This is a genomic window from Alcanivorax sp. (assembly GCF_019431375.1).
Taxonomy (GTDB): domain Bacteria; phylum Pseudomonadota; class Gammaproteobacteria; order Pseudomonadales; family Alcanivoracaceae; genus Alcanivorax; species Alcanivorax jadensis_A.
This window is the reverse complement of record NZ_CP080267.1, coordinates 2,678,869-2,703,573: the sequence shown is the minus strand read 5'-3', so window position 1 is coordinate 2,703,573 and position 24,705 is coordinate 2,678,869. Positions and strand designations below refer to the sequence as shown.

The window sequence follows — 24,705 nt, the reverse complement described above, 5'->3', positions numbered from 1 at the left end:
AGGGATTAGAGATGCAGCAACTCAACCCGTCCGAAATCAGCGAGATTATCAAGTCGCGCATCGCGAAACTTGATACCTCCACCGAAGCACGCAACGAGGGTACGGTGGTATCCGTATCCGATGGTATTGTGCGTATTCATGGTCTGGCCGACGTGATGTTCGGCGAGATGATCGAGTTTGAGGGCGGCATCTACGGCATGGCCCTTAACCTGGAGCAAGACTCTGTGGGTGCCGTAGTCCTGGGTGATTACCTGGGGCTGGCCGAAGGTCAAAAGGTACGTTGTACCGGCCGTATCCTGGAAGTGCCGGTAGGTCCGGAACTGCTGGGTCGTGTCGTGGACGCCCTGGGTAACCCCATCGACGGCAAAGGCCCGGTCGACGCCAAGCAGACCGACGCGGTCGAAAAGGTAGCGCCCGGCGTTATTTGGCGTCGTGAAGTAAACGAGCCCGTCCAGACCGGTTACAAGTCCATCGATGCCATGGTGCCGATCGGCCGTGGTCAGCGTGAGCTGATCATCGGTGACCGCCAGATTGGTAAGACGGCGGTAGCGGTTGATGCCATCATCAACCAGAAAAATTCCGGCATTAAGTGTGTCTACGTCGCCATCGGCCAGAAGCAGTCCACCATCGCTAACGTGGTGCGCAAGCTGGAAGAGCACGGTGCCATGGACAACACCATCATCGTTGCGGCTTCCGCCTCCGATCCGGCCTCCATGCAGTTCCTGGCAGCCTTTGCCGGTTGCACCATGGGCGAGTACTTCCGTGATCGCGGTGAAGATGCACTGATCGTTTATGATGACCTGACCAAGCAAGCCTGGGCCTATCGTCAGATTTCCCTGCTGCTGCGTCGTCCGCCGGGTCGTGAAGCTTATCCTGGTGACGTGTTCTACCTGCACTCCCGTCTGCTGGAGCGCGCCGCCAAGGTAAACGAAGAATACGTTGAGCAGTTCACCAACGGTGAAGTGAAAGGCAAGACCGGTTCTCTGACCGCGCTGCCGATCATTGAAACCCAGGGTGGTGACGTGTCTGCCTTCGTACCGACCAACGTAATTTCCATTACCGATGGTCAGATCTTCCTGGAAACCGACCTGTTCAACTCCGGTATTCGTCCGGCGATGAACGCGGGTGTATCCGTATCCCGTGTAGGTGGTTCCGCGCAGACCAAGATCGTCAAGAAGCTGGGCGGCGGTATTCGTCTGGCACTGGCTCAGTACCGTGAACTGGCGGCATTCGCCCAGTTCGCCTCCGACCTGGATGACTCCACTCGCGAACAGCTGGAGCATGGTCAGGCGGTCACCGAGCTGATGAAACAGAAGCAGTACAGCCCCATGAGCGTTGCCGAGATGGGCGTTGTTCTGTACGCAGCCAACGAAGGCTACCTGAAAGGGATGGAAGTCGAGAAAATCGGCGCCTTCGAAGCGGCCCTGCTGGACTACATGAACAGCGAAAAGAAAGCGTTGATGGACAAGATCAACGAGAAGGGTGACTACAACGGCGAGATCGAAGCCGAGATCAAAGAATCTCTCGATCAGTTCAAAGCCACCCAGACCTGGTAATTCGCTGAAAAAGGGTACTTCCTATGGCCAGCGGTAAAGAGATCAAAGGCAAAATTGCCAGCGTCCAGAGCACGAAGAAAATTACCCGTGCAATGGAAATGGTGGCAGCCTCCAAGATGCGTAAAGCGCAGGATCGTATGGCGGCAAGCAAGCCCTACGCGACTCGCATGCGTCAGGTGGTTGCACATCTGGCCAATGCCGATCTGGAATACCGGCACATTTACCTGCAAGAGCGGGAAGTGAAAAACGTTGGCTACATCGTAGTGACCTCCGATCGGGGTCTCTGCGGTGGCCTCAACGTGAACCTGCTCAAGAATGTCGTCAAAAGCGCGCGAGCGTGGGAAGAGGAAGGCGCCAAGGCCCAATACTGTGTAGTGGGCTCCAAGGGCGTCAGCTTCTTCAAGAGTGTTGGCGGCAATGTGGAAGCGACAGTTTCCGGTCTGGGGGACACCCCGCACCTGAACGACCTGATCGGTTCCATCAAGGTGATGCTGGATGCCTACGAAAATGGTGAGATCGATCGCCTGTACATCGTGTACAACGAGTTCGTGAACACCATGACCCAGGCGCCCAAGAACATTCAGATGTTGCCGCTGGAACCAGCGGATGATGAAGAGTTCAAGCGCCACTGGGACTACATTTACGAGCCTGCCCCGAAAGCACTTCTCGACGAGCTGCTGGTGCGGTTCATTGAGTCCCAGGTGTATCAGGGTGTGGTTGAAAACAATGCCTGCGAGCAGGCAGCGCGAATGGTAGCGATGAAAGCGGCCAGTGATAACGCCGGCGACATCATTCGTGATCTGCAGCTGGTGTACAACAAGGCACGCCAGGCTGCAATTACGCAGGAAATCTCCGAAATCGTTGGTGGTGCTGCTGCGGTCTGATTTGTCAGCAGACTGGTAGAAAGAACGCGGCAAAAACGCAAGTTAAGAGGATGCAAGCATGAGTAGCGGTCGTATTGTTCAGATCATCGGTGCTGTGATCGACGTGGAATTCCCGCGCGACGGCGTACCGAAGGTATATGACGCCCTCACCGTGGACGGTACTGAAACCACGTTGGAAGTTCAGCAGCAGCTGGGCGACGGCGTTGTTCGTACCATTGCCATGGGCTCCACCGAAGGTCTGAAGCGTGGTCTTGGCGTGACCGACTCCGGTGAGCCGATTCAGGTTCCGGTAGGCACCAAGACTCTGGGCCGTATCATGGACGTGCTGGGTCGTCCCATCGACGAAGCCGGCCCCATCGGTGAAGAAGAGCGCATGCCGATTCACCGTGCTGCTCCTACCTATGCGGACCAGGCAGCCACCAACGAACTGCTGGAAACCGGCATCAAGGTAATCGACCTGGTCTGCCCCTTCGCCAAAGGCGGTAAGGTTGGCCTGTTCGGTGGTGCGGGTGTAGGTAAAACCGTAAACATGATGGAGCTGATCCGGAACATCGCGATCGAGCACTCCGGTTTCTCCGTGTTTGCCGGTGTGGGTGAGCGTACTCGTGAGGGTAACGACTTCTACCACGAAATGAAGGACTCCAACGTACTGGATAAAGTATCGCTGGTTTACGGTCAGATGAACGAGCCGCCAGGTAACCGTCTGCGTGTAGCGCTGACCGGTCTGACCATGGCCGAGAAGTTCCGTGACGAAGGCCGTGACGTACTGTTCTTCGTGGATAACATCTACCGTTACACCCTGGCCGGTACCGAAGTATCTGCACTGCTGGGCCGTATGCCTTCAGCGGTAGGTTACCAGCCGACCCTGGCGGAAGAGATGGGCGTTCTGCAGGAACGTATTACTTCCACCAAGACCGGTTCCATTACCTCCGTTCAGGCCGTATACGTACCTGCGGATGACTTGACTGACCCGTCCCCGGCGACCACCTTCGCCCACCTGGACGCCACCGTGGTACTGAGCCGTGACATCGCTTCCAAGGGTATCTACCCGGCGATCGACCCGCTGGATTCCACCTCTCGTCAGCTTGACCCGCTGGTGATTGGTCAGGAACACTACGACGTGGCCCGTGGCGTGCAGTCCGTACTGCAGCGCTTCAAGGAACTGAAGGACATCATCGCGATCCTGGGCATGGACGAACTGTCTGAAGAAGACAAACTGATCGTTGCCCGTGCTCGTAAGATTGAGCGTTACCTGTCCCAGCCGTTCTTCGTGGCCGAAGTATTTACTGGCTCTCCGGGCAAGTATGTTTCCCTGAAAGACACCCTCGCGGGCTTCCGGGGCATCCTTGACGGTGATTACGATCACATTCCGGAGCAGGATTTCTACATGAAGGGTTCTATCGACGAAGTGGTAGAAGCCTACAACAAACGTAGCAAGTAACCTGCACCGGGAGACAAGCAAATGGCGATGACCGTGCATTGCGACATTGTTAGTGCAGAACGCCAGCTGTTCTCCGGTCTGGTTGAAATCGTGGTGGCCTCCGGTGTGGAAGGCGATCTCGGTATCATGCCGGGCCACGCCCCGCTGCTGACCCGGCTCAAGCCGGGTCCGGTACGGGTGAAGAAGCAGAATGGTGAAGAAGAAGTGTTCTACGTATCCGGCGGCTTCCTGGAAGTGCAGCCGAAGCTGGTAACTGTGCTGGCCGATACCGCAGAACGTGCCGACAACATGGACGAAGCCGCTGCCGAACAGGCAAAACAGCGTGCCAAGGAAGCGTTGGAAGGGAAGAACTCCGAAATGGACTACTCCCGTGCCGCCGCCACCCTGGCCGAGGCCGTTGCCCAGTTGCGTGCAATTCAACAGTTGAAGAAGAAAGGGCGGTAAGCACCTTTTGCAATTCTTCAACACAGAGGGGGGTAGCCAAGTGCTACCCTTTTTTGTTTCTGTCATAGACCTGAGTCCATGACTTGATCGCGGCGCCTGACGTAAGCCTTTGCCGCCACAGAAAATTTTCTTCAGTCGATCGCATTCCCTGATGCGACGCTTCTTCAGAAAATTCCCTGTGACAACAAATTCTTACGCCATGCATCCACGCTGAAACCATGGATTCAGGTCAAGAGACAGAAATGTCACGATGTCATGCTATAAAGCGGCACGGCAGATCGCGACAAGGGTAAAACGATAAGGACAGGGTATGAGTTCAGGGTCTATTGCAGTAGTCATTCTCGCCGCCGGCAAAGGCACACGCATGAAAAGTGCCTTGCCCAAGGTGCTGCATGAAGTGGCCGGCAAGGCCATGGTCCAGCATGTGGTAGATGCCGCCACCAGCCTGGCCGCCGACAACACCGTGATCGTCTATGGCCACGGTGGCGACAAAGTGAAAGACATCGTCAACGGCGATCACCTGCAATGGGCCGAACAGGCCGAACAGCTTGGCACCGGCCATGCGGTGGCCCAGGCCATGCCCCTGGTCAAGGAAGACACCGTGCTGGTGCTGTACGGCGACGTCCCCCTGATTCGTCCGGAAACCCTGCGTGAATTTGTCCAGTGCGTGGATGACAAGACCCTGGCGCTGATGACCCTGACCCTGGACGACCCCAGCGGCTATGGCCGCATCGTCCGTGACGGCCAGAACAATGTGCAGCGCATCATCGAGCAAAAAGATGCCAGTGAAGCGGAGCTGGGCATCCCGGAAATCAACACCGGCATCCTCGCCTGTACCCGCAGCTTCCTGGAAGACTGCCTGCCGAAACTGTCCAGCAACAACGCCCAGGGCGAATACTACCTGACCGACGTGGTCGCCATGGCAGTGCAGTCCGGCCTCACCGTGGAAACCCTGCAGCCCGAGTTCGCCTGGGAAGTGGATGGCGTCAACGACCGGGTACAGCTGTCCCGTCTTGAGCGTATCTACCAGCTGGCCCAGGCTGAATCCCTGATGCGCGACGGCGTCACCCTGCGCGACCCGGCCCGCCTGGACGTGCGCGGCAGCGTGCAGATCGCCACGGATGTGATCATTGATGTGAACGTGGTGCTGGAGGGCGACGTGACCATTGAAGAAGGCGTGGTCATCGGTCCCAACTGCATTATCCGCGATACCAACATCGGCGCTGGCACCGTCATCGAAGCCAACAGCCTGGTGGATGGCGCCATCGTCGGCGAGCAATGCACCATCGGCCCCTACGCCCGCCTGCGCCCCGGCACGGAACTGGCCGACAAGGCCAAGATCGGCAACTTTGTGGAAACCAAGAAGTCCTATGTGGGCGAGGGTTCCAAAGTGAACCATCTCACCTACATCGGCGACAGCCAGATCGGCAAGGGCGTCAATGTGGGCGCCGGCACCATCACCTGCAATTACGATGGCGCCAACAAATTCCAGACAGTGATGAAAGACGGCGCCTTTATCGGCTCCAACTCATCACTGGTGGCACCGGTCACCATCGGCGAAAATGCCACCGTGGGCGCCGGCAGCACCATCACCAAGGACGTGGACGACAACGGCCTGGCCGTGGCCCGTGGCCAGCAGCGCAACGTCAGCGACTGGAAACGTCCGAAAAAGAAATAAGGAGCCTCTGAAAACCCCAGCATCACTGATTTCTGTGGGAAGCGATGCTCGCATCGCGAATAACGGTGGCTCTAATGGCACCTTCGCGATACAAGCATCGCCTCCCCCAATAGAAAGGGGTTTTCAAAGGGTCGAGAATTCGTTGGAGCCATGCTCGCATGGCGAATAGATACGGCAGAGAATCCGCAAAGACTGTCGGCAAGCAATATTCAAGGAAACCAACATGTGTGGAATCGTCGGGGCCATTGCCCAGCGTAATGTCACCAATATCCTGATCACCGGCCTCAAGCGCCTGGAATACCGGGGCTACGACAGCGCCGGTGTGGCGCTGCTCAATGATTCCGGCATTACCCGGGTGCGCCGCCAGGGTAAGGTGGCCGGCCTGGAAGCCGCCACCACGGACGAGCATGCCAGCGGCTTCACCGGCATTGCCCATACCCGCTGGGCCACCCACGGCAAACCCTCCGAAGCCAATGCCCACCCGCACATGTCCGGCAGCGATCTGGCCCTGGTGCACAACGGCATCATCGAAAACTTCCAGGAACTGAAAGACGAACTGGAAGCCGCCGGTTATGCCTTCCAGTCCCAGACCGACACCGAAGTCATCGTGCACCTGCTCCACCAGGTGCTGGCCACCGGCGTGGATCTGTTCACCGCCGTCCAGCAAGTGGTGAAAAAACTCGATGGCGCCTACGCCCTGGGTGTGATCCACAAGGACGAGCCCCACAAGCTGGTCGCCGTGCGCTCCGGCAGCCCGCTGGTCATCGGCCTGGGCATCGACGAAAACTACATCGCCTCCGATCAGCTGGCCCTGCTGCCGGTGACCAACCGCTTCATCTTCCTGGAAGAAGGCGACCAGGCAGAAATCAGCACCGACAACATCCGCATCGTCGATGCACAGGGCAACCCGGCCAACCGCGACACCCATGAATTCGACGGCACCCACGAAGACGCGGAAAAAGGCGAATACCGCCACTACATGCAGAAGGAAATCTTCGAGCAGCCGGCGGCCATCCAGAAAACCTCCAACCAGAAAACCTGGAAGGGCGATCGAGAAGCCCGGCGAAATCGACTGAAGCAGCATCCGCCATCTTCGACCAGGGTGAATCGAAAGCCCGGCGAGCCTGCCGACCTGCGGCACCAGCCCCACGCCGGCATCGACCGACCAACCGTTACTGAAGCTGAGAAAATTCCCTGTGACAACAAATTCTTACGCCATGCATCCACGCTGAAACCATGGATTCAGGTCAAGAGACAGAAATGTCACGATGTCATGCTATAAAGCGGCACGGCAGATCGCGACAAGGGTAAAACGATAAGGACAGGGTATGAGTTCAGGGTCTATTGCAGTAGTCATTCTCGCCGCCGGCAAAGGCACACGCATGAAAAGTGCCTTGCCCAAGGTGCTGCATGAAGTGGCCGGCAAGGCCATGGTCCAGCATGTGGTAGATGCCGCCACCAGCCTGGCCGCCGACAACACCGTGATCGTCTATGGCCACGGTGGCGACAAAGTGAAAGACATCGTCAACGGCGATCACCTGCAATGGGCCGAACAGGCCGAACAGCTTGGCACCGGCCATGCGGTGGCCCAGGCCATGCCCCTGGTCAAGGAAGACACCGTGCTGGTGCTGTACGGCGACGTCCCCCTGATTCGTCCGGAAACCCTGCGTGAATTTGTCCAGTGCGTGGATGACAAGACCCTGGCGCTGATGACCCTGACCCTGGACGACCCCAGCGGCTATGGCCGCATCGTCCGTGACGGCCAGAACAATGTGCAGCGCATCATCGAGCAAAAAGATGCCAGTGAAGCGGAGCTGGGCATCCCGGAAATCAACACCGGCATCCTCGCCTGTACCCGCAGCTTCCTGGAAGACTGCCTGCCGAAACTGTCCAGCAACAACGCCCAGGGCGAATACTACCTGACCGACGTGGTCGCCATGGCAGTGCAGTCCGGCCTCACCGTGGAAACCCTGCAGCCCGAGTTCGCCTGGGAAGTGGATGGCGTCAACGACCGGGTACAGCTGTCCCGTCTTGAGCGTATCTACCAGCTGGCCCAGGCTGAATCCCTGATGCGCGACGGCGTCACCCTGCGCGACCCGGCCCGCCTGGACGTGCGCGGCAGCGTGCAGATCGCCACGGATGTGATCATTGATGTGAACGTGGTGCTGGAGGGCGACGTGACCATTGAAGAAGGCGTGGTCATCGGTCCCAACTGCATTATCCGCGATACCAACATCGGCGCTGGCACCGTCATCGAAGCCAACAGCCTGCTGGATGGCGCCATCGTTGGCGAGCAATGCACCATCGGCCCCTACGCCCGCCTGCGCCCCGGCACCGAACTGGCCGACAAGGCCAAGATCGGCAACTTTGTGGAAACCAAGAAGTCCTATGTGGGCGAGGGTTCCAAGGTGAACCATCTCACCTACATCGGCGACAGCCAGATCGGCAAGGGCGTCAATGTGGGCGCCGGCACCATCACCTGCAATTACGATGGCGCCAACAAATTCCAGACAGTGATGAAAGACGGCGCCTTCATTGGCTCCAATTCGTCACTGGTGGCACCGGTCACCATCGGCGAAAATGCCACCGTGGGCGCTGGCAGCACCATCACCAAGGACGTGGACGACAACGGCCTGGCCGTGGCCCGTGGTCAGCAGCGCAACGTCAGCGACTGGAAACGTCCGAAAAAGAAAAGGAGCCTCTGAAAACCCCAGCATCACTGATTTCTGTGGAAGCGATGCTCGCATCGCGAATAACGGTGGCTCTAATGGCACCTTCGCGATAAACGCCATCCTCCCCAATAGAAAGGGGTTTTCAAAGGGTCGAGAATTCGTTGGAGCCATGCAAACCAACATGTGGAAACCAACATGTGTGGAATCGTCGGGGCCATTGCCCAGCGTAATGTCACCAATATCCTGATCACCGGCCTCAAGCGCCTGGAATACCGGGGCTACGACAGCGCCGGTGTGGCGCTGCTCAATGATTCCGGCATTACCCGGGTGCGCCGCCAGGGTAAGGTGGCCGGCCTGGAAGCCGCCACCACGGACGAGCATGCCAGCGGCTTCACCGGCATTGCCCATACCCGCTGGGCCACCCACGGCAAACCCTCGAAGCCAATGCCCACCCGCACATGTCCGGCAGCGATCTGGCCCTGGTGCACAACGGCATCATCGAAAACTTCCAGGAACTGAAAGACGAACTGGAAGCCGCCGGTTATGCCTTCCAGTCCCAGACCGACACCGAAGTCATCGTGCACCTGCTCCACCAGGTGCTGGCCACCGGCGTGGATCTGTTCACCGCCGTCCAGCAAGTGGTGAAAAAACTCGATGGCGCCTACGCCCTGGGTGTGATCCACAAGGACGAGCCCCACAAGCTGGTCGCCGTGCGCTCCGGCAGCCCGCTGGTCATCGGCCTGGGCATCGACGAAAACTACATCGCCTCCGATCAGCTGGCCCTGCTGCCGGTGACCAACCGCTTCATCTTCCTGGAAGAAGGCGACCAGGCAGAAATCAGCACCGACAACATCCGCATCGTCGATGCACAGGGCAACCCGGCCAACCGCGACACCCATGAATTCGACGGCACCCACGAAGACGCGGAAAAAGGCGAATACCGCCACTACATGCAGAAGGAAATCTTCGAGCAGCCGGCGGCCATCCAGAAAACCCTGGAAGGGCGCATCGACAGCCCGGCGAGCCTGATCGACGCCTTCGGCGAAAAAGCCCCGGCCATCTTCGACCGGGTGAAAACCGTGCAGATCGTTGCCTGCGGCACCAGCTACCACGCCGGCATGGTGGCCCGTTACTGGCTGGAAGACATCGCCGGCATTCCCTGCCAGGTGGAAGTGGCCAGTGAATTCCGCTACCGCAACCATGTGGTACCGGAAGGCACCCTGTTCGTCACCATCTCCCAGAGCGGCGAAACCGCCGACACCCTGGCCGCCCTGCGTGATACCCAGTCACCCAACTACGTGGGTCGCCTGGCCATCTGCAACGTGGATAGCTCCTCCCTGGTGCGCGAATCCGAACTGGTATTCCTCACCAAGGCCGGCCCGGAAATCGGCGTGGCCTCCACCAAGGCATTCACCACCCAGCTCACCGGCCTGCTCATGCTGGTGCTGGCCCTGGGTCGCCAGAAAGGCCTGGACGATACCCGCATCGAAGGCATCCTTGACGAACTGCGCCAGCTGCCCAACCTGATCGAACAGACCGTTGCGCTGGACAAGCCCATCGAGAAGCTTTCCGAAGCCTTCGTGGAAAAACACCACACCCTGTTCCTGGGCCGTGGCGTGCAATTTCCGGTGGCCCTGGAAGGCGCCCTCAAGCTCAAGGAAATTTCCTACATCCACGCCGAAGCCTACCCGGCCGGCGAGCTCAAGCACGGCCCCCTGGCCCTGGTAGACAGCGACATGCCGGTGGTCTCCGTGGCGCCCAACGACGAACTGCTGGAAAAGCTCAAATCCAACCTGCAGGAAGTCCGTGCCCGTGGCGGTGAGCTGTACGTGTTCGCCGACAAGAACGCCCACGTGAAAGAAGGCGAAGGCATCCACGTGCTGAACATGCCCGCCGTGCCGGAAACCATTGCCCCGATCGTCTATACCGTGCCGTTGCAGTTGCTTAGCTATCATGTGGCGGTGCTGCGGGGGACGGATGTGGATCAGCCGCGGAATCTGGCGAAGTCGGTGACGGTGGAGTAAAGGCAGTTAACAGTTAATAGTGAATAGTTAACAGTGAAAGCCCGGCATTGCCGGGCTTTTTTGTGGGTGCCTGGCTGACAACAATAGCCTTGCCGTAGGAGCGTCGCTGGCGGCGCGGTACACAAGCATCCGGTAAGTGCGGACTTCTCCGTTTTCAGCGGAAAGTCCCTCAGGCGACAACGTATGTCTTTGCAGTTTTCTTGTTAATCAAGCACTTTGCTGTCAATGAAACTGACTCGTTATGGAACGTTCTAATTAATACACTGTTATCGGCGCTGAAATGGCGCTGCATGGCCTGTGAGCTTGGAAATGAAGCAGATGAGAAACGTTGTGTTCGATGTGGATGCCCGGCATCTCCCCAAGATACAGAAATTGAAGCACACAAAGCCCAGTATCTGGCTCTTCAGGGGAGAAAATACGAGTGCGCCAAGTGTGGGTTCGGTGAGTATAAAGCAGGAGAAATGAGGGGCTCTGGAGGTATTCTTTCGAGTCGTGCCGTTCTTTTGTGTCTTGCGCGAAATGTGGCTACACAGAGTTTTATAGAGGAAAAGCAAGCGCGTTGAGGAATATTGGTGACTTTCTTAGGGAACCTCTGAAAAACTCCCCGACTTTGCCATTGGGCTTTCTATTGCCATGAGCCAGCGGTGCTGCGGGGGACGGATGTGGATCAGCCGCGGAATCTGGCGAAGTCGGTGACGGTGGAGTAAAGGCAGTTAATAGTGAATAGTTAACAGTGAAAGCCCGGCATTGCCGGGCTTTTTTGTGGGTGCCTGGCTGACAACAATCGCCTTGCCGTAGGAGCGTCGCTGGCGGCGCGATAAAAGAGGTTTAATGAAACAACCGGCACTTTATCGACGCTAAAATTTATCTGTTAACGAAGACGATCCACCGTTTCTGGTGTGACTCGCTTGAAGCTGGCCTCCCCAAACGCCTCACCAATAAACCACTGGCCCGACATTACCTGACCCTGTTGGCTCAAAACCAGCTTGTACTCAACCGGCTGGGCATCTTCCTTGAGCCTAATGGGCGTAATGCTTTTCAGGTCAGAAAAATAAGCCTTGTCGAACACGACTCTATTGCCATCTGACTCGCCGAAAATAATGGCGGGGCGGCCGATATCCAGTGCCTCGCCTGAGGTCTGAGGCTCAATCATCTGCCCGATTAACGTAGAGCCATCGGACTGGATCACGACGGACATGGGCACACGGGCGTTACCCCCATAGCTGTAATAGCCAACCCATAGGCCGGTGAGCCGGGCAGCAGCAATATTGGAAGAAACAAGCAGCAAACCGAGCAATACGGCAAATCGAGACATCAGTACCCCCATGCAGTGCAGCCAGAAGGAAATAATCTGGCATCAGAAATCTGAATGGAAATTTATCACGGACCATAGGGGAAAGCCCGTTGTTGATAATTCGGGTCTGCGTGGACGTTTTGTAAGAGGTCGGGTTTAGAGGCCTCTTAATTCCCATTGCACCAATGCAGCTAATGGGAAATGTAAGACTTTGATCCTGGACTCCGGGCTCTGTATTGTCTTGAACAAAGAATAAAAAGGAATCGGCATATGGAAATGAAGACAGCGTTGCTCAGGATTCCGGCATTTATCATTGATTTGGTGCTGGTTTCCGGTGTGATCATGCTAACCAATAAAATCGCCGTGCACGCCGGGCTAGTGACAGGTTTCATGCCTGCTGAAGCCCTGATGCTGCTGGCTATACCGCTGGGCTTTTTTGTGTACTGGTTGACAGGTCTGCATCTGGGGAAAAGGCTATTCGGCTTGAAGGTTATAGATGCGAAAACCGGCCATCCTCCATCCGGGTTTCAATGGTTCCGCCGGTGCTTGCTGTTCTCACTGTTGGTATCCCTGAATGTTTTCCTCATTATTCCTGTGCTTGTTTCTCGGGAGCAGAAAGGTTTTCATGACATGGTCGCTGGGACGCGGGTTGTCTTTGCTGGGGAGCTCGCTAATAAACAGAAAGAAGGCTAACCGTGAGCCGCGATATCGGTGGGGGCTGCTTCGCAAGGTGGGGGATTCCTAGAGAGGTTGCTGGCGGCGCGATAGACGTTACGGGTTGGTAAGAGCTTAAGGCTAGAGATGAGCCCAGATCTCGATAAGCTGATACAGCTGCTCAATGACCGAAAGTTGCAAAATAAGAAGTACAGGACAACTAAATAACTTCTTTGCTAGTGGTCGAGCTTGGTATGATCTTTTACTAATATTATTGTTGGTCTTCGAAGACGCAACTAACCAGTGTTAGAGTAAATAGGCGCTCAATAGCGGGTGGGAATGTTGACTTAACAGGAGAACTTACAGGGATGTCTAACGACCTTCACGTTCAAGAAGCAAAGATTGATCAAATAATCGCTAATCTTAAAAGTGGGGCGTGGCAAGTTCCACAGTTCCAGCGAGATTTTGTTTGGAATGAAGCCCAGGTGATTGGACTTATTGATTCAATTCTACGCTCGAGACCTATAGGCATGGTGACTCTATGGGCTCAAGCCGATGAGGCAGAACTCCCGTTGGAACCTGTATCCATTCCCGACTGGGATGCTGAGAATAAACGTACAGCACCAAAGTATTTTGCCCCTAAAGATCGTAAGCCCAATTCTTACTATGCCATTCTAGATGGGCGTCAGAGATGCACGTCGATCGCCATGGCATTTGGTGGGTTGCATCCAGTAAATGGCAGTTACAAATTTGCTGGTGAATTTTTCCTTAATGTAGCGGAGAAAGAACCGACGAAGCGAATTCTTTTTAAGAAACGAAGAGAGATAGTTGAGGAGAACCTGAGCACACCGAGCGTCTGTATCGGTAAGGGGCTTTTCCCTCTCGCGCTTGATCCTAATGTGGACGGTCTTTTCGCACAATGGCTAAATTATACGGAGGCTGTGAGTGACCCCAAAAACTATCCCGGTAATGAGTTGCCGAATGCAGAGGAGCTAGCAAACAGAAAGACTGTTCTTCGCGAGGCATTTAACGGCATCAACTCTACTAAAATGGCTGTATATGTCGTACCAAGCTCATATAGGCTTGATGAAATTTGTGAAATATTTGAAACACTAAACACAACGGGCACGAAGGTATCAACTGTAGATTTGATACATTCCACGTTATATGCAGAAACTCAGGCTGCAGGGGGTGGTGGCATTGACCTCAGGGATTGGATTGACGACTTGGGTCAGCATGATGGAGCCACAGGTTGGGCGAGTCGTAACAAGCGGCCCGAGTTGATAGCTCAAATGGTAACCGCCTGCTATGTCGCACTTGATGAAAAGCCCGAGCCACGAAAAAGGTCTGGCTCTCCAGTGAAAGGGAGCGCTTCAATCTCCTCGGTTAAGTCTGCTGACCTCTTAGCAACTCCAGCTACTCACTGGCGCAATGTTATTCAAAACGAAGAAAGGCTGGCCGAATTTCTAGGCGATTTCCAGAAGTGCGTTGCCGAGGGTTACTTCCCAATGGAAGCATGCCCTTATCCAATCTCCAGCTCAATTTATGTGGGGCTGCGTTGGAGAAAAGCATTTGAGCCGCAAGCTTGTCGTTGGAGTATTGATGATCTTGATGCTCTGTACAGAGCTTTCTTTTGGCGAAATGCACTCACTAATCGTTATGACCAGGGCTTTCTCACGCAGCTTGGAACAGACCTGAAGAGCCTTAGAGGGATACTTGACGAGCGAGAGAACTACCCTTCTGCGATGAGCTGGGTGGATTTTGCACAGGGAAAACTAACCGATTTGATGGAAACTAAAGGCCCTAGCAATGAAGATTTGAAAGCGTTGGCTTTGAAAGGGCGATTGTCTGGAGCATTGCAGAAAGCACTTCAGCTACCGTTCATTGGACGTGCAACAAAAGATATTTTGAGCGCTCAAACCATAATCTCATTTCCAGAATCCGACAACTTCGAAATGCATCATATATATCCTCGGGCCTGGTGTGCTAGTAATAAATCGGGAGACTTGAAAGATGTGCTTGACCCACAGGTTGCTGAATACGATTACAAAGAATCTATCGCAAATTTAACTCCACTTTCCCGAGTTTCCAACAACAAATGGAAGGCAAAGGTACCGGGTCAGGCGATATTAGATGCCGGTTTGAAATTTGACCACCTTTCAAAGACGCTGGAGCGTTACTTTATTGACAAGGAAAGCTTTGAAATTCTTGTGGCCAGACAGCCTGATCCCCTTTCTTTCTGGGATCATAGGGCTACGCTGATTGCAAATTACTTTGAGCGAAACCTTGTTATTACCTTATAGGACGCCTCTCATGGACGAGAAGGCTAAACTAATTCATACCGCATATAGAGGTATAGAAAAATCGATCCCCGAGCTGGCGGAGATTTTTCAGATCGAAGATGGTCATCCGTTTGATGTGGCACCTGCCGTCGGAAAAGAGCTGGCTTTGCTCGGATTAATAATATCTCCGCCGATTAATGCAGGAGAATTTGAGCAGAAAAGAGTTGTTTCAGTCTCGGATAAGGTGCCGGATTCTTATGTTAGGGATGAGATATTAAAGGGTGAGGGCGCTCATTTAGAGTTTAAATCTACGTTGCTGCACGATATTAAGCAAAGCAAATCAAGGCCAGATACGCCTATTGGCCAGATCAGCCCAGAAAAAGTGGTTCATTCATGTCTGAAAACGGTCTGTGGTTTTCTTAATGCTGAAGGAGGGGTTCTTTATGTTGGCATTGAAGATAACCTAAATATTTTTGGCCTTGATAAAGATTTTGAGTTTCTTGGTCCTGGTGGGGACTTTGACAAATGGGAGCTTCGTTTTCGATCTCTAGTTGAGGGAAGATTCTTGGATGGGAAAGTCGTACTTCATCATCTAAAAATAACATCCCACACGATAGACTGTAAGTTGGTAGCAAGGGTCGAAGTGGCTAGGCGTGAAAAAGAAAGCTTTCTAAAAGATGGTAAAAACTACCGTTTTTATATTCGCACGGGCAATCGAACAGATCATATTTCCATTGAGAATTTGCCGAGTATAGTTCGCCGGCGCGATCAAAACAGGCCTGACTTCTGAAAAATGCAGAAGATGCGGGATCAGATCTTGTCCCGTGAGGTTTCGAAACCAGAAGGCGACTAACCGGAGCATAACGAACTCCAACTTTCCTTGTGTCCAAAAACAGAGCCGCTTATCTCCAAGCCCCATCATCCACATAGTGAAACACCAAACAATTAGCTGTTTAACCCTCCTTGCACGCCACCACACCAAGGCTTAGAAAGGGATCTCTGACAAGAACAAATGCAGGGGTTATCCCATGGCTGCAGAAGTGATTTCGCTGCGGACGTATCCCGGTAAGCCGGTAACGCATCACGGTGGTTTTGAAGCGCTCAACGAAGGGCTGGAATACCTTGTTCCTTTCAACGCAGTGAAAGGGACGATCCCGGATGCCGTCAGCGGCACCTTTTTCCGTATCGGTCCGGGGCGCAACAAGATCGGTGGGCAGGAGTTCGGTCACTGGTTTGATGGCGATGGCATGCTGCATTCCGTGTCCTTTACGAGTGACGGTGTGGTCTACCGCAACCGTTATGTGCGCACGCCCAAGTACCTGGCGGAAACCAGGGCCAACAAAATCGTCATGCGCAGCTTCGGCCACAATGCGCCCGGTGGCATCCGCAAAAACATCGGCCGCCTGCCGGCAAACTGCGCCAATACCAACCTGATCTATCACGGCGGCAAGCTGCTGGCGTTATGGGAAGGGGGCCGCCCCTGGCAACTGGACTCGGCCACCCTGGATACCATTGGCGAGTACGATTACGACGGCAAGCTGGGCAAGTTCAATACCTTCAGTGCCCACGGTAAGGTGAATCCACGCACCGGGATTTATTACAACTTCGGCATTCGTCCGTCGTTCAATCCGAAGGGAGCGCTGACAGGCAAAGGCGCCATTGATCTCTACAAGATCGCTCCCTCCGGGCATCTGGTGGAGAAGGGGTCCTTTGTAATGAGATCCTGGGTCAGGTCTCCCATTTCCCAGGCAAGATTATATGGTGTGAGAATTTAGAGACCTGACTCTCTAAAGTTGCGCATATCTCATGTTGTATGACCTGTTTTTAATGTTCACATTATTCCTGCGGGAATTGTTCGCCACCTGAGGCTGTATGGACAAACGCTTGCACAAAATCGATTACACTGGCTGGGGTTCCAATATTTTTGGAGCTTCAAGTTACCCAAAATTTGGAGTTCGACCTAGTGAACCAGCCAGCTTTTGGATACATATTGTTGATCGCAGTTTCGTCAGCAAGCCCTGCTGGGAAGCATTGGTGGAGTCAAGCACCCAACATACACTGATTGAAACCATATTTTGCCGAGACACGCACTTTGACGATGAGACTTGCGAGGTCACGGAGCTGTTAGAACATGTTGAATGCCACCGTTTTGTCTTTGAGGATCCCCAGCAAGCGAAGAAGCTTGCAATGCGCGTCATGAAAAGCGCCAAGGACAAAAGAAGAGAGAAAGAGAGGAAGGCCCGTGAAGCACAAGCCGAGGGGTTCCACACCAATGCCTGTATTGACCGAATTTTCGAAATTCAGCAAGGCCGATGCTATTACTCCGGCGAGCCATTGATCCGTGATCCCATTAACTTTTCCAGGGACCACATAATGCCGATCCGGTTCGGCGGCACGGATTGGCCCGGAAATATCGTATTAGCCCTGAAAGGCATTAATAGCTGGAAGGGCGCCACGAAGACCAAAGAGATGACTCTAAATTGGCTGGCCGGCGAGAGGGGGACAAATTGGATGTTCGATCAGATCGATTTTTGTGATGAAGTTGACCGATTGCGCGCTGAATATGATCAGCAGTTTAGGCGCCAACTCGAAGAGTGAGACTTATAGTCAAACAACTAATCGGGGACATGCATGAATTGGGCAGGAGTCAACTTTGAGACAATATACATATTGTTGGCTGTTATCTTCTTCAGGCTGACAATTTATGCGGGCCTTGAGCATGCGTTACAAAGAGGCAGAAAGTGGGCGTGGCAGCTGCTTTTCTTGGCAAACGCTTTGTTTGCTGGATTTTTAATATCTCTTCTTAGAAGCGAGGCTGTTGAGCACAACTGGTTTAATCTGTTCGCGGTTTACGGCGCTGTTCTGTATCTGGGATTTAAGCTGACTCGGACTGGCAGTAACCAGGGACACGCATGAATTACCAAGGATCACGGGGGTCAGGTCTTTCCCCGTGGCCTTTATCCCGACAAACCAGCATTAACCCAATGCATATCCCTCCATGCACCCCGATCAATGCCATCGATAACCCCAACTGGCTACACTGTGGTCTTTGCCGTCGAATCTAAGACTGGAGTGCGCCGTGCCCGTCCCGTTTTCTGCCGTCCTGATTGCCAACCGTGGCGAGATTGCCATTCGTATTGCCAATGCCTGTGCGGATCTGGGGATTCGTTCCGTGGGGGTGTTTGCGGAGGATGACCAGCACTCTCTGCACACCCGCCAGGTGGATGAGGCGGTGGCGTTGCCGGGGCGGGGGGTGCCGGCGTATCTGGATGGGGCGCAGTTGATCGCGGTTGCCAGGGAGCAGGGTTGTGAGGCGATTCATCCCGGGTACGGTTTTCTGGCCGAGAATGCGGACTTTGCCGAGCAGTGTGCCCGGGCCGGGCTGACGTTGATCGGGCCGGGGGCGGAGACGTTGCGGTTGTTTGGCGACAAGGCCTCGGCCCGGGCGTTGGCGGCCCGGTGCCAGGTGCCGTTGGTGCAGGGTACCGAGCAGGCGGTGACGCTGGAGGAAGCCCGGGCCTTTATGGCGTCGCTGGAGGTTGCGGGAAGCGGGGTGATGATCAAGGCCTTGAGCGGCGGTGGCGGGCGCGGTATGCGAGCGGTTACTGACCTAGCAGAGCTGGAGGCGGCCTTTCAGCGTTGTCAGTCGGAGGCGAAGGCCGCCTTTGGCAACGAGGCGGTGTATGTGGAGCAGCTGGTGCCCGCCGCCCGCCATATCGAGGTGCAGGTGCTGGGTGATGGCAGCGGGGCGGTGAGCCATCTGTGGGAACGGGACTGCACCCTGCAGCGTCGCCACCAGAAGCTGGTGGAGTTTGCCCCGGCGCCGGGGCTCGACGCCGACCTGCGCGACCGCATCATCGACAGCGCCCTGACGCTGGCCAGGTCAGTGAACTATCTGGGCATCGGCACCTTCGAGTTTCTGGTGGAGCCGGAACAGAACCGTTTCTACTTTATGGAAGCCAACCCCCGGGTGCAGGTGGAGCACACGGTCACCGAGCAGGTCACCGGGCTGGATCTGGTGCAGAGCCAGATCTGGCTGGCGGCCGGGGCGAGCCTGGCCGACCTGAACCTTGAAACCGCACCGGCCTGTGAGGGCATGGCGGTGCAACTGCGCCTCAACCTGGAGACCCTCAAGGCCGATGGCAGCACCGCGCCGTCGGCAGGCACCCTCACCGCCTATGAGCCCGCCAGCGGGCCGGGGATTCGGGTGGATGGTTATGGCTATGCTGGTTACCCGGTCAGCCCGGCCTATGATTCCCTGCTGGCCAAATTGATCGTCACTGGGGCGGACTATGACACGGTGCTGCAGCGTGCCCGCCGGGCCCTGAAGCAGACTCGTATTGAGGGCGTGCAAAGCAACCTGCCGCTGCTGCAGGCCTTGCTGGCCAGTGACGCGGTGCAGGCCAACGCGGTGACCACCCGCTATGTGGAAACCCACCTGCCAGAGCTGTTGCGGGCGCTGCCCACTGACGTGACCCCGGACTTGCCGTCTGCCGATTCATCACCACAGGCTCAAACCCTTGCCACTCCAACTGGATGCGAGGCGCTGACCAGTCCCACCACCGGCGTGCTGGTGTCCCTGCTGGTGCAGCAGGGCGACACGGTGCAGGTGGGCCAGGTGGTGGCAGTGCTGGAAGCCATGAAGATGGAATTCGAGGTGCGCGCCGCCATTGCCGGCCGGGTGCACAGCTTGGCCGCGCAGGAAGGCGATGCCCTGAACGAGGCCTCGCCGCTGTTGTTTGTGGAGCCCGGTGAGGTGGCAGGGGATGCCATCGCCACGGAAGAAAGCGTGGACCTGGATCATATCCGCCAGGATCTGGCGGAAGTGCTGGATCGCCATCAGGCCATCAGCGATGCCGGTCGCCCCCAGGCGGTGGAAAAACGCCACAGCAAGGGCAAGCGCACCGCCCGGGAAAATCTCGATGATCTGCTTGATGCGGACAGCTTCCAGGAATACGGCGCCATGGCCTTGGCCGCCCAGCGCCGTCGCCGCAGTGCCGAAGAGTTGCAGGCCATGAGCCCGGCGGACGGCCTGATCGGTGGCACCGGCACCGTCAATGCCGAACAGTTCGGTGACGAGGCCGCCCGAGTGCTGGCCATGAGCTACGACTACACCGTGTTCGCCGGTACCCAGGGGATGATGAACCACAAGAAGACTGATCGCCTGCTGCAGCTGGCCGGCCAGTGGAAGATGCCGCTGGTGCTGTTTGCCGAAGGTGGTGGTGGGCGACCCGGCGATACCGACTTTGTTGGCGTGGCCGGGCTGGATTGCCATACCTTTGCCGCCATGGCCCGGTTGTCCGGGCAGGTGCCGCTGGTGGGTATCGGTTCCGGTAGGTGCTTTGCCGGCAACGCGGCCTTGCTGGGTTGCTGCGATGTGATCATCGCCACGAAAGACGCCAGCATCGGCATGGCCGGCCCGGCCATGATCGAAGGCGGCGGCCTGGGCCGGTTCACCCCGGAGCAGGTGGGGCCGGTGACGGTGCAGGGGCCCAATGGGGTGGTGGATGTGGTCGTGGAGGACGAGAGGGAAGCGGTGGCGGTGGCCAAGCAGTACCTGTCCTATTTTCAGGGTCAGCTGTCCCATACCCGGGTCAGCGACTGGCAGGCTGCCGACCAGCGCGAACTGCGCCACCAGATTCCGGAAAAACGCACCCGGGTTTATGACATCCGCCAGGTCATCGACACCCTGTCGGACCGCGACTCGGTACTGGAACTGCGCCGTGAATTTGCCCCGGGGATGATCACTGCGCTGGTACGGATCGAAGGGCACCCCTTTGGGTTGATTGCCAACAACCCGGGCCACCTGGGCGGCGCCATCGATGCGGTGGGCGGCGACAAGGCCGCTCGGTTTATGCAGCTGTGCGAGGCCTTCGGCCTGCCCATGGTGTCCCTGTGCGATACCCCCGGTTTCATGGTGGGGCCGGAGGCGGAGCAGCAGGCCACGGTGCGCCATGTGTCACGGATGTTCGTCACCGCCGCCAGCCTGACGGTGCCGTTCTTCACCCTGGTGCTGCGCAAGGGCTACGGCCTGGGCGCCCAGGCCATGGCGGCGGGCAGTTTCCATTCGCCGCTGTTCACCGCCGCCTGGCCCAGCGCCGAGTTCGGCGCCATGGGGCTGGAAGGGGCGGTGCGCCTTGGCTTCGCCAAGGAGTTGGCGGCTCAGCCCAGCGCGGAGAAACGGCAACGCCTGTTCGACAAACTGGTGGCCAAGGCCTACCAGCAGGGCAAGGCCCTGAACATGGCCAGCTTCCTGGAGATCGATGCGGTGATCGATCCCATGGAGAGCCGGCAGTGGTTGCTGCGCGGGTTGAATGCGTCCGGGCACCGGGGCGGGAATGGCGGTCGGCCGTTTGTGGATACGTTCTGAACCAGCTACTAGCTACGAGTGTCGAGCTGGCGGCGCGATAACCCAACGTCGATAAGAATGACGCTTACCACAACCGAGCACAGAGATCACTGAGGAAAAGAAAGCAGCAATCTTTTCGGTGTGCTCTGAGCCCTCTCCCTGATCGCCCTGCGGTCGATTCTTTTACACAAGCGGTTCGGAATCGCGCCGCCAGCGACGCTCCTACAGCGGCTTCGAGACACCTTCTGGCTTTCGCTTGCAGGTAAGCTCCTACAGGTGCGGCAGGTACCGCCTCCGGCCGGGAATCTCTACACTGTCCGAAATTACTGCTGATCCGGACATCCATGACTCAAGCCCCTGCCCGCGCCTGGCCTTTGCTGCCGCTGCTGCTGTTTTTATGGCGGTGTTTTTCGGTAGCGGGATCTACTTACAGCCTGCAGGGCACCGAGTTCGCCTTTTACCAGATCAAGGCGCCGGTGGTGGCCGTGGCGGCGATCGTGCTGGCTTTTGTGCTGGCGCGGCAGACGCTGAACCGCAGTGTGGAACGCCTGCTGGTGGGGATCGGCCACCCCAACATCATCCTCATGTGCCTGGTGTTCCTGCTGGCCAAGGCCTACCAGCAGGGCAAGGCCCTGAACATGGCCAGCTTCCTGGAGATCGATGCGGTGATCGATCCCATGGAGAGCCGGCAGTGGTTGCTGCGCGGGTTGAATGCGTCCGGGCACCGGGGTGGGAGTGGCGGTCGGCCGTTTGTGGATACGTTCTGAACTAGCCGTAGGAGCGTCGCTGGCGGCGCGATAACCCAACGTCGATAAAGAATGTATTACCACAGAGGGCACAGAGATCACTGAGGAAAAGAAAGGGTTTGCTCGGTGTGCTCTGTGCCCTCTGTGGTGAGAATGCTTTTAAACAAGGGTGGGAATCGCGCCGCCAGCGACGCTCCTACGGCTAGGGGGGATAGGTACCGCCTCCGGCCGGGAATCTCTACACTGTCCGAAATTACTGCTGATCCGGACTGATCCATGACTCAAGCCCCTGCCCGCGCCTGGCCTTTGCTGCCGCTGCTGTTTTTTATGGCGGTGTTTTTCGGTAGCGGGATCTACTACAGCCTGCAGGGCACCGAGTTCGCCTTTTACCAGATCAAGGCGCCGGTGGTGGCCGTGGCGGCGATCGTGCTGGCTTTTGTGCTGGCGCGGCAGACGCTGAACCGCAGTGTGGAACGCCTGCTGGTGGGGATCGGCCACCCCAACATCATCCTCATGTGCCTGGTGTTCCTGCTGGCCGGGGCCTTTGCCAGTGTCAGCGACAGCATCGGCAGTGTGGATGCGACGGTACAGTTTGGTCTGCGCATCATTCCCTCTGACTGGGTGCTGCCTGCCCTGTTTCTGATCGCCGGTTTTATTGCCACGGCCATGGGCACCTCCATGGGAACCGTCGCTGCCACCGCGCCGATTGCTGCCGGGTTTGCCCAGGCCACCGGGCTGCCCTTGCCGCTGGCCGTGGGGGCCGTGGTGGGCGGTGCCATGTTCGGCGACAACCTGTCGATGATTTCCGATACCACCATCGCTGCCACCCGCAGCCAGGGCGTCTCGTTGAAGGACAAGTTCCGGGTGAATATCTGGATTGCCCTGCCGGCGGCGTTGGTCACCGTGGCGGTGCTGGTGATGCTGGGCGGGGGTGACCATCAGGTGCAGGCGGAGCCGTTGCAGCCCTGGTTGGTGCTGCCTTACCTGCTGGTCTTTGCTTTGGCCCTGAGCGGGCTGAACGTGTTGGCGGTGCTGATCATCGGCATTGCCGTGGCAGGGGTCACCGGTATGGTGCAGGGGGCGGACTATGGGCTGGCCCAGGTGAACGGGGCGGTCTACAGCGGTTTCGAAAGCATGTTCGAGATCATGCTGTTGTCCATGTTGATCGGTGGTCTGTCGCAACTGATGACCGACCAGGGTGGCACCCGCTGGTTGATCGAACGGATCCACGGCCTGACCCGCTGGCTGAAACTGCCGCTGCAACGGGCCGGGGAAATGGGCATTGCCTTGCTGGTGGTGGTGGCCAATGTGTTCGTGGCCAACAACACCGTGGCCATCGTGCTTACCGGGGAGATGGCCAGAGACATCGCCGAAGACCATGGTGTGGACCTGCGTCGCTCGGCCAGTGTGCTGGATATCTTTTCCTGCGTGGTGCAGGGGCTGATTCCCTACGGCGCCCAGGTGTTGCTGGCCTGTTCCATCGCCGGGCTGTCGCCGCTGGCGCTGATCGGTGCCATCCATTACTGCTGGGCGCTGGCGGTGGCCGGGGTGATCGCCATTGTCATCAACCGGCCACGGCTGCCATTACTCAAACAGGGATAAATACTCCCCGTAACCCTGTTTTTCCATCTCGGCCTTGGGCACAAAGCGCAGCGCGGCGGAGTTCATGCACCAGCGCTGGCCGGTGGGCTCGGGGCCGTCGCTGAACACATGCCCCAGGTGGGAATCCGCGTAGCGGCTGCGCACTTCCGTGCGGGTGGCCCACAGTTTGTTGTCTTCGTGCAGGGTCACGAATTCCTTGTCGATGGGCCGGGTAAAGCTGGGCCAGCCGGTGCCGGACTTGTACTTGTCCGTGGAGGAAAACAACGGCTCGCCGCTGATCACATCCACGTAGATGCCTTCGGCCTTGTGGTCGAAGTATTCGTTCTGGAAGGCCCGCTCGGTGGCGTCTTCCCGGGTCACCTGGTAGACCAGTTTGGGCAAGGATTTTTTCAGCACCGCATCGCTGGGCCGTTGGAACTGCTCCGGGCCCTGCCAGCGCTGGGTGACCTGGTCGGTCAGCCAGGGACGATGCTTCGGGTCGTCCCAGTGTTCCTGCAGAAACTGGTCGCGACCGGAGCGATAGCGGTAGTACTTGTACTTGAGGCTGTGGGTCTTGTAGTAATCCTGGTGGTAGTCCTCCGCCGGGTAGAAGGCATCCAGCTCGGTGATTTCGGTCACCACTGGCTTGTCGAAACGGCCACTTTCCTCCAGTGCCTTGCGTGACGCCAGGGCAGCGCTTTTCTCTGCCTCGGTCTGATAGAAAATGGCGCTGCGGTATTGCTGGCCGCGATCCACGAACTGGCCGTTGGGGTCAGTGGGATCCACGTGCTGCCAGAACCAGGTGAGCAGGTTGTCATAGCTCACCACCGCCGGGTCATAGATTACCTTGACGGTTTCCGTATGGCCGGTGCGGCCATGGGCCACATCCTCGTAGCTGGGGTTCTTTTCGTCTCCGCCGGCAAAGCCGCTGATGGCCTCACTGACGCCATCCAGCTCTTCAAAGTCCGATTCGGTACACCAGAAACAGCCGCCGGCAAAGTAGGCCTCTGCGGCCAGTACCGGGGCGCTCAGGGTGAGAGCGGCTAGCAATAATAGTGTGCGCATGGTTGTTACCTCCTGAAGCTTGGATGCCCGACAAA

At 57.0% G+C, this 24,705-nt stretch carries 18 protein-coding genes and 1 pseudogene; 17 read left to right on the top strand and 2 right to left on the bottom strand.

The window, feature by feature from the left end; all coding sequences use genetic code 11:
- Window positions 1-11 precede the first annotated feature (11 nt).
- From atpA to KZ772_RS18605, 9 genes and pseudogenes are all read left to right on the top strand, one after another.
- Window positions 12-1,556: a F0F1 ATP synthase subunit alpha gene (gene atpA, locus KZ772_RS12610; protein WP_062815058.1), complete on the top strand. Its 1,545-nt coding sequence runs from the start codon at window positions 12-14 to the stop codon at window positions 1,554-1,556.
- Window positions 1,557-1,579: 23 nt separating this feature from the next.
- Window positions 1,580-2,440: a F0F1 ATP synthase subunit gamma gene (gene atpG / locus KZ772_RS12605; protein WP_290536894.1), complete on the top strand. Its 861-nt coding sequence runs from the start codon at window positions 1,580-1,582 to the stop codon at window positions 2,438-2,440.
- Between the two features lie 58 nt (window positions 2,441-2,498).
- Entirely contained in the window at window positions 2,499-3,881 is a 1,383-nt protein-coding gene (atpD, locus tag KZ772_RS12600) for a F0F1 ATP synthase subunit beta (RefSeq protein ID WP_290536893.1), read from the top strand.
- A gap of 21 nt (window positions 3,882-3,902) precedes the next feature.
- Window positions 3,903-4,325 carry a F0F1 ATP synthase subunit epsilon gene (locus KZ772_RS12595; RefSeq protein WP_022985898.1) on the top strand — a complete coding sequence of 141 codons (423 nt, stop codon included), beginning with the start codon at window positions 3,903-3,905 and terminating at the stop codon, window positions 4,323-4,325.
- Window positions 4,326-4,635: 310 nt separating this feature from the next.
- On the top strand, window positions 4,636-6,003 hold the full coding sequence (gene glmU / locus KZ772_RS12590) for a bifunctional UDP-N-acetylglucosamine diphosphorylase/glucosamine-1-phosphate N-acetyltransferase GlmU (protein ID WP_290536892.1): 1,368 nt from the start codon (window positions 4,636-4,638) through the stop codon (window positions 6,001-6,003).
- 223 nt (window positions 6,004-6,226) lie between these two features.
- A complete protein-coding gene (locus tag KZ772_RS12585) occupies window positions 6,227-7,285 on the top strand; it encodes an isomerizing glutamine--fructose-6-phosphate transaminase (RefSeq protein WP_290536891.1) in 1,059 nt (352 codons plus the stop codon).
- Between the two features lie 46 nt (window positions 7,286-7,331).
- Window positions 7,332-8,708: a bifunctional UDP-N-acetylglucosamine diphosphorylase/glucosamine-1-phosphate N-acetyltransferase GlmU gene (gene glmU, locus KZ772_RS12580; protein WP_290536890.1), complete on the top strand. Its 1,377-nt coding sequence runs from the start codon at window positions 7,332-7,334 to the stop codon at window positions 8,706-8,708.
- Between the two features lie 162 nt (window positions 8,709-8,870).
- Window positions 8,871-10,699, top strand: a pseudogene (glmS, locus tag KZ772_RS12570) (glutamine--fructose-6-phosphate transaminase (isomerizing)).
- Between the two features lie 505 nt (window positions 10,700-11,204).
- The gene (locus KZ772_RS18605; protein ID WP_365870217.1) at window positions 11,205-11,336 is read left to right on the top strand and encodes a zinc ribbon domain-containing protein; all 132 of its coding nucleotides are present in this window, start codon (window positions 11,205-11,207) and stop codon (window positions 11,334-11,336) included.
- Between the two features lie 234 nt (window positions 11,337-11,570).
- Here the strand turns inward: KZ772_RS18605 and KZ772_RS12565 are convergent, their stop codons facing one another.
- Window positions 11,571-12,014, bottom strand: a complete 444-nt coding sequence (locus KZ772_RS12565) for a hypothetical protein (RefSeq protein ID WP_290536887.1) — start codon at window positions 12,012-12,014, stop codon at window positions 11,571-11,573.
- Between the two features lie 249 nt (window positions 12,015-12,263).
- Here KZ772_RS12565 and KZ772_RS12560 point away from each other — a divergent pair, with 249 nt between their 5' ends.
- From KZ772_RS12560 to KZ772_RS12525, 8 genes are all read left to right on the top strand, one after another.
- The gene (locus KZ772_RS12560) at window positions 12,264-12,686 is read left to right on the top strand and encodes an RDD family protein (RefSeq protein ID WP_290536886.1); all 423 of its coding nucleotides are present in this window, start codon (window positions 12,264-12,266) and stop codon (window positions 12,684-12,686) included.
- 329 nt (window positions 12,687-13,015) lie between these two features.
- Window positions 13,016-14,950, top strand: a complete 1,935-nt coding sequence (locus KZ772_RS12555) for a DUF262 domain-containing protein (protein WP_290536885.1) — start codon at window positions 13,016-13,018, stop codon at window positions 14,948-14,950.
- Between the two features lie 10 nt (window positions 14,951-14,960).
- Window positions 14,961-15,719: an ATP-binding protein gene (locus KZ772_RS12550; RefSeq protein WP_290536884.1), complete on the top strand. Its 759-nt coding sequence runs from the start codon at window positions 14,961-14,963 to the stop codon at window positions 15,717-15,719.
- 238 nt (window positions 15,720-15,957) lie between these two features.
- Window positions 15,958-16,704, top strand: coding sequence for a carotenoid oxygenase family protein (locus tag KZ772_RS12545; protein WP_290536883.1), 747 nt, complete (start codon window positions 15,958-15,960; stop codon window positions 16,702-16,704).
- Window positions 16,705-16,801: 97 nt separating this feature from the next.
- The gene (locus KZ772_RS12540) at window positions 16,802-17,527 is read left to right on the top strand and encodes a hypothetical protein (RefSeq protein WP_290536882.1); all 726 of its coding nucleotides are present in this window, start codon (window positions 16,802-16,804) and stop codon (window positions 17,525-17,527) included.
- A 481-nt stretch (window positions 17,528-18,008) separates the two neighbouring features.
- Entirely contained in the window at window positions 18,009-21,299 is a 3,291-nt protein-coding gene (locus tag KZ772_RS12535) for a carboxyl transferase domain-containing protein (RefSeq protein ID WP_290536881.1), read from the top strand.
- Window positions 21,300-21,622: 323 nt separating this feature from the next.
- Window positions 21,623-22,045, top strand: coding sequence for a hypothetical protein (locus KZ772_RS12530; RefSeq protein ID WP_290536880.1), 423 nt, complete (start codon window positions 21,623-21,625; stop codon window positions 22,043-22,045).
- 255 nt (window positions 22,046-22,300) lie between these two features.
- Window positions 22,301-23,626, top strand: a complete 1,326-nt coding sequence (locus tag KZ772_RS12525; RefSeq protein ID WP_290536879.1) for a Na+/H+ antiporter NhaC family protein — start codon at window positions 22,301-22,303, stop codon at window positions 23,624-23,626.
- Here the strand turns inward: KZ772_RS12525 and msrB are convergent.
- Window positions 23,609-24,670, bottom strand: a complete 1,062-nt coding sequence (gene msrB / locus KZ772_RS12520) for a peptide-methionine (R)-S-oxide reductase MsrB (protein WP_290536878.1) — start codon at window positions 24,668-24,670, stop codon at window positions 23,609-23,611. The genes KZ772_RS12525 and msrB overlap by 18 nt on opposite strands.
- Between the last annotated feature and the right edge of the window lie 35 nt (window positions 24,671-24,705).

What these genes read in the sequence shown, in the direction of transcription:
- atpA (WP_062815058.1), top strand. Translation starts at nt 12, where the DNA reads ATGCAGCAACTCAACCCGTCCGAAATCAGCGAGATTATCAAGTCGCGC.
- atpG (WP_290536894.1), top strand. Translation starts at nt 1,580, where the DNA reads ATGGCCAGCGGTAAAGAGATCAAAGGCAAAATTGCCAGCGTCCAGAGC.
- atpD (WP_290536893.1), top strand. Translation starts at nt 2,499, where the DNA reads ATGAGTAGCGGTCGTATTGTTCAGATCATCGGTGCTGTGATCGACGTG.
- KZ772_RS12595 (WP_022985898.1), top strand. Translation starts at nt 3,903, where the DNA reads ATGGCGATGACCGTGCATTGCGACATTGTTAGTGCAGAACGCCAGCTG.
- glmU (WP_290536892.1), top strand. Translation starts at nt 4,636, where the DNA reads ATGAGTTCAGGGTCTATTGCAGTAGTCATTCTCGCCGCCGGCAAAGGC.
- KZ772_RS12585 (WP_290536891.1), top strand. Translation starts at nt 6,227, where the DNA reads ATGTGTGGAATCGTCGGGGCCATTGCCCAGCGTAATGTCACCAATATC.
- glmU (WP_290536890.1), top strand. Translation starts at nt 7,332, where the DNA reads ATGAGTTCAGGGTCTATTGCAGTAGTCATTCTCGCCGCCGGCAAAGGC.
- KZ772_RS12565 (WP_290536887.1), bottom strand. Translation starts at nt 12,014, where the DNA reads ATGTCTCGATTTGCCGTATTGCTCGGTTTGCTGCTTGTTTCTTCCAAT.
- KZ772_RS12560 (WP_290536886.1), top strand. Translation starts at nt 12,264, where the DNA reads ATGGAAATGAAGACAGCGTTGCTCAGGATTCCGGCATTTATCATTGAT.
- KZ772_RS12555 (WP_290536885.1), top strand. Translation starts at nt 13,016, where the DNA reads ATGTCTAACGACCTTCACGTTCAAGAAGCAAAGATTGATCAAATAATC.
- KZ772_RS12550 (WP_290536884.1), top strand. Translation starts at nt 14,961, where the DNA reads ATGGACGAGAAGGCTAAACTAATTCATACCGCATATAGAGGTATAGAA.
- KZ772_RS12545 (WP_290536883.1), top strand. Translation starts at nt 15,958, where the DNA reads ATGGCTGCAGAAGTGATTTCGCTGCGGACGTATCCCGGTAAGCCGGTA.
- KZ772_RS12540 (WP_290536882.1), top strand. Translation starts at nt 16,802, where the DNA reads ATGGACAAACGCTTGCACAAAATCGATTACACTGGCTGGGGTTCCAAT.
- KZ772_RS12530 (WP_290536880.1), top strand. Translation starts at nt 21,623, where the DNA reads ATGACTCAAGCCCCTGCCCGCGCCTGGCCTTTGCTGCCGCTGCTGCTG.
- KZ772_RS12525 (WP_290536879.1), top strand. Translation starts at nt 22,301, where the DNA reads ATGACTCAAGCCCCTGCCCGCGCCTGGCCTTTGCTGCCGCTGCTGTTT.
- msrB (WP_290536878.1), bottom strand. Translation starts at nt 24,670, where the DNA reads ATGCGCACACTATTATTGCTAGCCGCTCTCACCCTGAGCGCCCCGGTA.